Genomic DNA, 10,407 nt, shown 5'->3' on the forward strand with positions numbered 1-10,407 from the left:
ACCCTTCTCTCCAGTAACGCTAAGAAATTATCGCGATGCTTTTTCATACCACGAAACTTCACGCCCTAACGGGGTTGCAACGAGACATAAGGGGATTCTTGGTGGTGGGTCGGGCTTATTCAAGGGGTTGTTTACAGGATACCCTTACGTCTTATTTGTTAGAAGAGACGGGCTTAAAGCGGTAGCCGACATGGCGTACCGTCTCGATCAGGTTGGCGTACTTGCTACCGAGCTTTGAGCGCAGGCGGCGTATGTGCACATCGACCGTGCGTGCGCCCTCTATGTAATCATAGCCCCAGACGCTTTTTAGAAGCTGGCTTCGCGTAAACACTCGCCCCGGCGCGGAAGCCATGTGCTTGAGCAGCTCATATTCCTTGTATGTAAGATCAAGCTTGTTGCCGTCCACCGAAACCTCGTAGTTCGTGTAGTTGATCCTAAATCCGCCCCACTCGAATATCTCGTCCTGCTCGGCCCGCTCGCTTTTATACGCCGCCAACGACAAGCGAAAGTAAAGTTCTTCTTCCGTGTAGGGGTAAAAGAGAACGTCGGTGAACTCGGTAAAAATCTCAACGGGTAAATCGGGCTTCTCCTTAACGATGGCGAGCACCGGCGCATCGTCTTTGAGATTCTCGATGCGCTCGACCACGTGCTGAGAATCGCGGCAGTCGAGGAGTACCACATCCACCTGCCCGCCGTTGCCATGCCCATTAGTAACCGAGATGAAACCGGACTGCTCAAGGTCCCGCTTGAGTTGCGAGGAGAGAGCGGGGTCCACAGTTATAATGCCCGCCTTAATGAGAACTACCCCTTCCAAAAAAACACGCGATTAGCGCATCATGAGATTATGAGATCGCGGGCGCTATTGCCCTTACAGTTACGGTAACCTCGGATTATTACGGAAAGGTTTCAAGAATATGAAGTTTATATTAATTCGGTACCCGGCCGGCATTCAAGCGGGAGGCGGTTCTTTGCAGCCTGCCCTTTTGCTGTGTCCCAACGCTCGAGAAGGTATGGCTTTGAGCGCTCGAACGTTTCGGCGATCGCTTCGACCTCGTCCTCGGCCTCAAGGTTGTTCATGACCTCGGTCTCGATGACAAACGAGCCGGTGCGCCCGAAGTAGAGGGGCATAAGCGCATCGACGACATCGCGCCGGTCGATCCCGCTCCAGTTATAGGCGACCGCAAAGTCGTAGACCACCTTCACCCATAGCTCATCCGGGAAGTTGAAAATATCGGTCGGCGGAAGTGTGAGCGCCTTGACCTCCTTAAACGTGTCGGCGGGTAGTATCCTCTCAAGAAGGGGCTCATTCTTGGCAAAACCGTCTTTAAACTTCTCGATGAGCCGGTGCAAATCGATGGCGAACTGTTCGGGCTCGGCTCTCTTAAGCGTGCCGAAGATATCTGTTGAGAAACTTCCATGGACGACTTTCCACTTGGTCTCATATTTGCTCATCATCTCAAAAATGGTGCCGACGACCTGGCGAAACATCGGCCCAAGATCCGCACCGGGGTCTTTTGGATCGTGCAACTTGACGCCCATCGTCGACTGGCAGATCCTGAAGCCCTCGTTGATCGCGGTCGTGGTCATCCAGATGTCGATACCGAAGCGGTGGATGTTCTCATCGCTCCAGATATCCTCCTGGCTGAATACTTTTGCGAGCGCCCAGCAGACCCCGAAATCGCCGCCGATCGGCTGGCGCGACCGCTGCCCGTAAAGCGCTCTCGTCAGCGGGTATGCTATCGAGTTCGTGATCGTGCCGTCATACTTATATCTGAGGTAATGCGGCGTAACAAAACCGTAGTTATGCCGGTAGATGGGCTCGCCCAAGAGTTGTATCCACTCAGGGGTGATGCTGCGCAGATCCGAATCGACGACGATGCAGACCTTGGCGCGCAGGCGGTCGGCGATCTCGAAGATGGTTTGAAACGCACTCCCCTTGCCGGCGGGCCCACGATAGGTGGTAACTATCTTCTCGACCCGGGGCGGAACCGGCGTTTCGAGTACGATATCGCAGGTTCTGTCATCGGAACCGCCATCGGCATTGACCAGAACCGGTTTGAGTTCCGGGAAAAATTGTGTCATCCCAAGCGCGGCCGCCCGCACCACATGGGAGATGGTCCCGGCGTTTCTGAAGCTCGGGATGCCTACTATGATATCCGCCTGCCCCAGGCGCTCGATTTGTGCAAGCACCTCCGGCTGAAGCACTGTTTTCTCACTGTTTTTCTCATCCATTGTTTCACCTGACCGCTTTTAGCTTTTCATTACGAAACGTACCACGTTCACAGCCCATCAACAACCGGCGGGACCCAAAGAACAGCTGAGCTTTAAAAATATACCAATTGGTACTAGAATTAAAAGTGACGCTAATAGAAGACTTAAATGAATACCTGATAAAAAACTAATACGGCTGGATTATTTAAACAACCGTGCGGTGCATGGGAGGTGATGTCGTGAGTCTTGGTACGCTGGATAGATTAAATGTAATAGACTACGTCGAGCCGTGGCCTGTTGAGCTCATTAACCTGATGGCGCCGGAGACCAGGGTCATCTATAGTGACGTCGACGGCACGCTTCTCGGGCCGGGCGGGTGCCTCTTTCTCGATTCAAACCACGGCTTTACCAGCTCGCCCGCCCAGGCGATAGTCTCCTGCCATCTTCACAAAATCGACGTGGTCCTCGTTTCGGGGCGCAATCGGGCTCAGCTGCACTCGGACACGCGGATCCTCGGTTTCAAGAACTGGATCTCCGAGCTCGGCTGCCAGATCGCCTATAACCTGGGCGAGGTGTTGGTATCGAATATCGGGGATTTTCAGGTAGGCGAGAACACCGTATGGAAGGCGATTGAAGAAAGCGGCGCGCCGCAACTCTTGCTCGAAGCGTACGACCGGCGCCTTGAGTATCATCTTCCCTGGTCGGAGAAGAGGGAATTCACCCACATGTTCCGGGGATGGGTCGATGTCGAGGAGGTCAACGCGCTCCTGAAGGAGAACGGCTTTGCCGACCTTAAAATCATCGATAACGGCAAGGTGAGGCGAAGAAGCGAACGTCTCGACCCGCAGATAACCGAAGTGCATGCCTACCACCTCTTGCCCGAAGCAAGCAGCAAGGCTTCAGCGGTGCGCAAAGACCAGGAGACACGAGGGCTTGCCAAAGGTATGTGCGCCGCCATCGGTGACTCGATAGCCGATCTCGAGCTTGCCCCCGAAGTGGGCGTGTTGTTCCTCGTGCGAAATGCGGTACTGGAGAATCCCGAGATACTGGAGCGGCTGGGTGATTATCCAAACGTGTTTATAACCCATGAAGAGATGGGCCTGGGATGGGCTGAGGCAATTCGCTTCCTCATAGGCAGAAAATACCGCTAATGTTAAGCGGTCTTAAGAACTAGTCCTTCTCCGCGACGTTGGCGACTAAAACCAGTTTTTCACCGTTAAGCGCCCTCTCAAGCGAGGGGTCTTTTATCTCCAGCAAATGCTTAAATTCATCGGGGCTATACTGCGTGTAGTTCAGAACGCGACCGAGCTTGCCGCGTAGATTCTTTGTTGCCCCATCGAGCTTCGTACGGTCCGGCGAGCCAATGATAACGAGGTTTATCTCCGAAGCGCCCCCAGCCGGCCGCTCCGCAAACTCACCGTAGACAAATGCGAGCTGGATGCCTCCAAGTCCAGCAAGGCTCTCCTTAAGAAGCGCGACTGCCCCTTCGGTTTTCAAAAAGAGGCTGCGAAGCTCGGGCAGGATAGGAAACTCGGGGCGCACCTTAAAATACTTGTGGTTTCCGTGCCGGCGGGAACCGAGCAAACCAAGGGCCTCAAGGCGCTCGAGTTCGCGCTGCACCGCGCTCGGGGGCTCGGATACTTCACGGCTCGCCTCCCGCAGATACACCTCTTTGCCCGGATTATTCAAGAAATAACTCAAGAGCTTAACCATAACCCGTGATCTGAACAGCGTTTCTAGCATGGTCACCACCACAATTGTACGCTTGTACACTATCGGTTAACAATAGTCGACAAGCAATGGTTGACAAGGATTGTTAACTAATAGTGTACAGATTTACGCCGTGAATTACTAGGCTCGAAGTTGTGCGGCGATGCGGACGGCCGCTTCTTTAAGAAAGGGGAGGGGCTTTTTTATCGCCTCGTCAAGCGAGCCCGCGATCGTTTCCAGCGCGTACATCTCGCTGATGCCGATATCATGCAGCTGCTCGTAACCATCACCGAGCTTGCCTGCGATGACGATCGTCTTTACGCCGCACTCGCGCGCTAAGGCCGCAACACCTGCAGGGACTTTGCCGTAGATGCTTTGGGCATCGACTTGGCCCTCGCCCGTTATAACAAGGTCGGCCCCCCGCATTTTGTCTCGTAGTCCAACCGCTTCCATGACCAGCTCGACTCCGGGCCTGATGGTCGCGCCTAAAAACGCGACAAGGCCCGCGCCCAAGCCGCCGGCCGCCCCTCCACCCGGGAGCCCGGACACATCGACTCCGAGGTCGCGCTGAACTACGTCGGCAAAGTGCAGCAAGCCCTGCTCGAGAAGGAATACCTGCTCGGGTGAGGCCCCTTTTTGCGGGGCAAACATATGCGCTGCGCCGTCTGGTCCGAAGAGGGGGTTTTTCACATCGCTGGCTACCAGAACCTGTGTATCGCGAGCCCGGGGGTCGATGCTCGAGGCGTCGATCCGCGAGATGGTCACTAGCTCTCCTCCCCCAAAGCCAACCCCCGAGCCATCCTTCTTAAGGATCCTTACGCCGAGCGCCTGTGCCGCGCCGATGCCGGCATCACATGTAGCACTGCCGCCTATGCCAACGATAAAACGTCTGCATTCATAATCAAGCGCCGCCTCGATGAGTTCGCCCGTTCCGTAGGTGGTGGTTACCGTGGGGTCGCGCAGCTCCGGGGGCACCAGCTCAAAACCGGAAGCCTTGGCCATCTCGATTACCGCCGTTCCGTCCGCGAGAACGCCAAACCGCGCCTTGACCGGTCTACCGAGCGGATTAGTCACCACTACCTCGTGAACCTGCCCGCCTACCGCGGCGAGCAACGCATCCATCGTACCCTCGCCACCATCGGCCATCGGGACGAGTACGACCTCGGCCTCCGGGAGCACAGCGTTTATGCCGTCCGCAATGGCCTGCGCGACGGCCTGCGCGCTCGCGGTTCCTTTGAACTTGTCTGGAGCGACAACTATTTTCATGTTCTCGGGTCGTGGTTTCTCTGCTAGGCCTCTTTCCAGATGCCCGTTGCTTCGAGTCCCTGCTCCTCTTGTCGCCTGAGCATCTCGGAGATCGGTACTATCTCATATCCCCTGGCTTGCAGGTAATCGATGACCATGGGAAGGGACTCAACCGTGTTCTCTCTGCTCGCCCCCTCGCGGCGTACCAGCGCCCCGCTATCATGGAAGAGCAGGATAGCGCCCGGTCGCGTGTGCCGCGATATCCTCCGTAAGATTTTACGGGGACTGAGCCCGCGCCAATCGACGCTGCTTACCGTCCAGAGAATGAGACTGTACCCTTCCTCATCGACGAGAAGCTTGCGAACCGCACTGCTGTAAATCCCTCTCGGCGGCCTGAACAAGTTGGTTGAGACGCCGGTTATGCGCTGAATGGCCTGATCGGTTTTATGTACTTGGGCCAAGATCATCCTGCGCGTCGTGGGGACAAGATCTTTGTGGGTATATGTATGGTTTCCGATATCGTGTCCCTCGTTGACGATTCGTCTGGCGATATCGGGATATTTTTTAACGTGTAAGCCCACCGTAAAAAACGTCGCCTTTACGCCTTTTTCCTTGAGGATGTCCAGAATCTGCGGTGTGTAGCTCGGGTTGGGCCCGTCATCAAACGTAATAGCGACGATATCCTGATGCGGGCCTTTGCGCAAGATTCCATCCTGGCAGCCGATTCCATGGTACTCAAAGTAGCTGACAAAGGCCGCTAAAAATACGATTCCTACGCCTGCGATAACGATGAAAAGCTGCGGCAGATCGATATCTAAGAGTCGCTCAAGAAAATCAGGTTGTCCGACAATGACTTTTGTCACAAGAAAGACAAAAAGAATCGCTAACGCGCTAGGTATTACATGGTATGTTTTTTTCATTAAGACATTCATCCCCCAGGGTACTTAAAATGTTCATCAGGGACAGCATAAAAAAAATAGTAACTGCGCCGACAAAGCGCAGTTACTATTCTACTACATATTTTGGTAGCCCTACAGCCACATTTTTACAAATTACCTAAAATCAGCAATAGCCTTCTGCCCAGTCAAGCATTTATAGGGCAGTTCCCGCCAACTAGTCGAGCGCCTTGGTATCCTCAAAGCGGGCGGCGAGCTTCTCCATAACGGTCGGCATCGTCGTGTACTCCATCTCGTCAAGCGGCAGGCGGTGCGGCTCGAACGGGCCGTGTGTGCGGAAGTAATCCGCCATGTTAAGGGCCACACGGCGTGCATTATCATAACTTACATCGCCGAGCATGTCGCGCGGGCCTACGAGTCTGCCTTTTGCAAGCTGATACCCGATGCCGACCACGCGCGGCGGGCCGTCAAAACGTGTCGGGGTATCCTGCGTAACCGAGACCGGCATCAAAGGGCCGTGATGCGAGCCGCGCATCCAACCGGCAACCGCGTGCGGGAAAGCGAACGGCTCAAGCGCCTCGCCGACCGCCGGCATACCGCTCTGGCAACGCACGATCATAACCGGGTCGTCTTTTCCGACGTAGCGTCCCGCAAGCTTATAGAGCTTTTGGGTCGAGGTGGCGGCAGTGGGCTCGTTATCCGACTTGCGGAAGACGTTCTTTACGACATAGCGGCTCGGCGCACCGATAAATACCAGCAGGTCATAGATCTCTTCCGGACAGTTGAAGAAGATGCGTTTCTCTTCTACGAGGTCATGTACCTCAAAAATAAAGCCGTCATGCATATTCGGATCGATGACAAGACCGATCGTATTAAACGGATCCGCAAAGATCTTGTAGATCGGGAAGTTCCAGGCACCCGGCTCGGTTTTATCTGCCAGGTAAATAACGACCGGCTCGCTCCTTCTCTCTACGAATTCCATCTCAGCGCAACCCGGTCCCATGCCCTTGACGTTGCCCGAGAAGGCATCGGCCAAAAGATCCTGGCCCGCGCCATACTGACCGAGTTCCTTCGCCACCTCGGTGCAAGCCTCAAAGGTCTCCCACGCGAACTTGTGGATATCGACCGCGTCCATACCCAGCTTGTGGGTCATGATCAGCGCGATATCGTCACCGACCTTCTGGCGCGAGTAGTCGATGATAAGACCCTCTTTCTTTGCGCCCTCGAGCCTCTCTTCGGCTTTCCTTAACAACTCAGGATGGACATCGCTGTGCCCAACATAGCCGCCAACATCAGCTTTGATGACGCTAAGAGTTATTTTTTCAGACATTCTTAATTACCCTCCTTGTAAGTCTAGCTCCCGTTTCATACTAACAAGATGTATAAACTATTAAATACAAAACAGCGCGCCCTAAACCTAAAAAGTCCCTTTTATCGAGCGACTTGCCAACTACCGTGCGAGACTAGTATCGCTCAGGTTCTCAACCGTCGCCAGGCCTTCTCGATCTCAACCGCAAAGAACACCAGCGATGAGATCGCCAACGTGACGGCGAGTTCGCGCACCCCGAGAGGTTTGGTCTTAAATATCTCCTGCATAAACGGCAGATAGATGGTGGAGAGCTGGAGAAGGAAGGTGAGCAGCACCGCGCCGATAAGCGGCTTATTTGTTAAGATCCCCTGCGTAAACAGGGACTGCTTTTCCGAGCGGACTGCGAGCACGTGTCCCATTTGAGATAGTGTGAGCACAGTAAACACCATGGTGCGCCAGTCGCCGAACTCGAAGTAGAGCGAGCCTGCCTGCGACACGAGAGACACCGCCCCCATCAGCAGGCCCACCCAGATGATATGCGAGGTCATTCCGTGGGCAAAAACGCTCTCTTTGGGATGCCGGGGTGGACGCCGCATGATATCAGCCTCGGGGCGCTCTGCGGTCAGCGCCAGGCCGGGAAGTCCATCGGTCACCAGGTTGATCCAAAGGATATGAATGGGCAACAGCGGGATGGGAAGTCCCAGGAACGGGGCCAAAAATATCGTCCAGATCTCACCCGAGTTACTGGTCATCGTGTAACGAATAAACCGGCGGATGTTGTCATAAATACGCCGGCCTTCACGCACGGCCGCCACGATGGTAGCGAAGTTGTCGTCAAGCAGGATCATATCGCTCGCCTCTTTGGCGACATCGGTGCCGGTGATGCCCATGGCCACACCGACATCGGCTTTTTTTAGCGCCGGGGCATCGTTTACGCCGTCGCCCGTCATAGCGCAGATCTCCCCCTTGTCCTGCAGGGCTTTTACGATTTTGACCTTCTGCTCCGGGGCAACGCGGGCATATACTCGTATGTGCCGGACGTGCTCCTCGAACTCGTCCAGCGGCAACGCGGCGAGTTCAGTGCCGGTGAGCATGTCCGCATGCTCATCGATCAAGCCAAGACGGTATGCGATGTTTTTTGCAGTTAAGGGATGGTCGCCGGTTATCATAACCGGCTGTATGCCCGCTTGCCTGCACAGCGCGATCGCATCTTTGGCCTCCGCCCTCGGGGGATCGACGATACCGACAAGGCCTATAAAGATGAGGTCACGCTCCAGGATATCGGGGTCGGTCGGCGGTTTTGTGTCGTAGAACTTGCAGGCCATGCCAAGCACCCGCAATCCCTGAGCGGCCAACTCATAACCTTTGCCGGTGATTTCGATCTTGCGGTCGAGCTTAAGGGAAGACGGCTCGGCTTGGGCGGTAAGCTCCTGGGTCGCGCGCTCAAGAATCACGTCGAGAGCGCCCTTTGTGTATGAGATAAACCGGTCGCCCACCGCATGAACCGTAGTCATCATCCTTCGCTCTGAATCAAACGGCAGCTCGTCGATTCGGGGATACCTTTGCTCGACGTCTTCTTTGGGAAGGCCCGCCTTTGCCGCCGCGACGACGAGCGCGATCTCTGTCGGGTCGCCGGTCACCTCATAGGTGCCGTTTCTGCGGATCAACGAAGCGTCGTTGTTAAGGGCAAGGCCCCGGAAAAACAGGTCCCAGCGCCCCTGCTGTGAGAGATCGACGGCATGCCCCTCGGGATCAAGAAACTCGCCGTGGGGGTCGTAGCCGGCACCCGTTATCCGGTAGACCTCGCCGGCGTAGATCTCTTCTACCTTCATCTTGTTCTCGGTAAGCGTGCCGGTCTTGTCCGAGCAGATAAACGTGACCGAGCCGAGGCTTTCCACTGCCGGGAGCTTGCGTATAAGCGCCTTGTTCTGAACCATACGGTTCGCACCTATAGAGAGGGCGATCGTTACGACCGCCGGAAGCGCCTCAGGAATAGCGGCTACCGCCAGGCTGATGGCGGTTAGAAAGATGAGTATTACCGGCTCGCCCCGTATAATGCCCACAGCGAAAACGATCGCCGAGATACCGATCGCGCCGATCGCCAGGTATTTGCCAAACACGGCGAGTCGTCTCTGCAGTGGTGTGCGCAGGTCGTCCGGAGTCTGGATCAACGACGCGATCTTTCCTAGCTCGGTATTCATCCCCGTTTCGACCACCACGCCCTTGCCGCGTCCATACGTGATAAATGTCCCGGTGTAGGCCATGTTGTGCCGATCGCCGAGCGGGATATCTTCCATGGGAATCGGCTGCACGCTCTTTTTTACCGGGGCCGATTCTCCGGTAAGAGATGACTCATTGATCTCAAGCAAGGCTGCCTCGATGAGCCGGAGGTCGGCAGGCACGATTTTGCCGGCATCCAGCAAGACGATGTCCCCGGGGACAAGGTCGGCCGCGCGAATAGTGCGTATCGTGCCGTCGCGCACCACGTTCGCCTCCGGGGCGGCGAGCACCTGCAAAGCCTCGATAGCGCGCTCCGCCCGGTACTCCTGGACAAAACCTATGGCCGCGTTAAGAACCAGGATAACGAGAATCGCCAGCGCATCCGCGGCTTCCCCTATAAGCGAGGAGACGATGGCGGCGATTATCAGGACGATGATCATGAAGTCCTTGAACTGGTCAAGCAGAAGCTCGAACGGCGTCTTTTGGCGCTTTGTCGTAAGCTCGTTACGGCCGACCCGCTCAAGGCGCCTCCTCGCCTCTTCTGACGAGATGCCCTGCAGACCGGTATTAAGTTCGTCAAATACCTCTTCTGTTCTCTTTTGATGCCAGCGCAAATCCGCCTCCTAAGCTATTACCGACGGCCGTGTTTGAGGGCAAGCGCCCGTATATCCGCTATAGAAAAAGTTGTGGCGAGTAGTATGTACCCAACCGCAATGGCATGCAATGCGGCAAAAAACGGTAGAAGGTAGTGGCGCACTGCCGGGAATGCCTATGATGAGCACCGGGAGCGGCCGTTTTCGCATTTTGATCTTCTTG

The 10,407-nt window shown here is 55.5% G+C and carries 8 protein-coding genes; 1 reads left to right on the forward strand and 7 read right to left on the reverse strand.

Going from position 1 to position 10,407, the window contains the following annotated elements; all coding sequences use genetic code 11:
• Positions 1-151 precede the first annotated feature (151 nt).
• Positions 152-814 carry a winged helix-turn-helix transcriptional regulator gene (locus ACYC56_RS01680; RefSeq protein ID WP_461372443.1) on the reverse strand — a complete coding sequence of 221 codons (663 nt, stop codon included), beginning with the start codon at positions 812-814 and terminating at the stop codon, positions 152-154.
• A 107-nt stretch (positions 815-921) separates the two neighbouring features.
• The gene (locus ACYC56_RS01685; protein WP_461372444.1) at positions 922-2,232 is read right to left on the reverse strand and encodes a glycosyltransferase; all 1,311 of its coding nucleotides are present in this window, start codon (positions 2,230-2,232) and stop codon (positions 922-924) included.
• A 218-nt stretch (positions 2,233-2,450) separates the two neighbouring features.
• Between ACYC56_RS01685 and ACYC56_RS01690 the strand changes: the two genes are divergently transcribed.
• On the forward strand, positions 2,451-3,362 hold the full coding sequence (locus ACYC56_RS01690; protein ID WP_461372445.1) for an HAD hydrolase family protein: 912 nt from the start codon (positions 2,451-2,453) through the stop codon (positions 3,360-3,362).
• A 19-nt stretch (positions 3,363-3,381) separates the two neighbouring features.
• On the opposite strand, the gene ACYC56_RS01695 is transcribed toward ACYC56_RS01690, so the two are convergent.
• The 5 genes from ACYC56_RS01695 to ACYC56_RS01715 form a co-directional block, all read right to left on the reverse strand.
• Positions 3,382-3,954, reverse strand: coding sequence for a winged helix-turn-helix domain-containing protein (locus tag ACYC56_RS01695; protein WP_461372446.1), 573 nt, complete (start codon positions 3,952-3,954; stop codon positions 3,382-3,384).
• Positions 3,955-4,062: 108 nt separating this feature from the next.
• Complete coding sequence (locus ACYC56_RS01700; protein ID WP_461372447.1) at positions 4,063-5,187, reverse strand: glycerate kinase; 1,125 nt, start codon at positions 5,185-5,187, stop codon at positions 4,063-4,065.
• Positions 5,188-5,210: 23 nt separating this feature from the next.
• Positions 5,211-6,086 carry a polysaccharide deacetylase family protein gene (locus ACYC56_RS01705; RefSeq protein WP_461372448.1) on the reverse strand — a complete coding sequence of 292 codons (876 nt, stop codon included), beginning with the start codon at positions 6,084-6,086 and terminating at the stop codon, positions 5,211-5,213.
• 193 nt (positions 6,087-6,279) lie between these two features.
• A complete protein-coding gene (gene fbp / locus ACYC56_RS01710; protein ID WP_461372449.1) occupies positions 6,280-7,392 on the reverse strand; it encodes a fructose-1,6-bisphosphate aldolase/phosphatase in 1,113 nt (370 codons plus the stop codon).
• A 143-nt stretch (positions 7,393-7,535) separates the two neighbouring features.
• On the reverse strand, positions 7,536-10,205 hold the full coding sequence (locus ACYC56_RS01715) for a cation-translocating P-type ATPase (protein ID WP_461372450.1): 2,670 nt from the start codon (positions 10,203-10,205) through the stop codon (positions 7,536-7,538).
• Positions 10,206-10,407: the final 202 nt, after the last annotated feature.

It is taken from the genome of Candidatus Aquicultor sp., from assembly GCF_054640775.1.

Excerpts from the sequence above, each read along its gene's own strand:
- ACYC56_RS01705 (WP_461372448.1), bottom strand. The coding sequence starts at position 6,086 with ATGAAAAAAACATACCATGTAATACCTAGCGCGTTAGCGATTCTTTTT.
- ACYC56_RS01685 (WP_461372444.1), bottom strand. The coding sequence starts at position 2,232 with ATGGATGAGAAAAACAGTGAGAAAACAGTGCTTCAGCCGGAGGTGCTT.
- ACYC56_RS01695 (WP_461372446.1), bottom strand. The coding sequence starts at position 3,954 with ATGCTAGAAACGCTGTTCAGATCACGGGTTATGGTTAAGCTCTTGAGT.
- ACYC56_RS01700 (WP_461372447.1), bottom strand. The coding sequence starts at position 5,187 with ATGAAAATAGTTGTCGCTCCAGACAAGTTCAAAGGAACCGCGAGCGCG.
- fbp (WP_461372449.1), bottom strand. The coding sequence starts at position 7,392 with ATGTCTGAAAAAATAACTCTTAGCGTCATCAAAGCTGATGTTGGCGGC.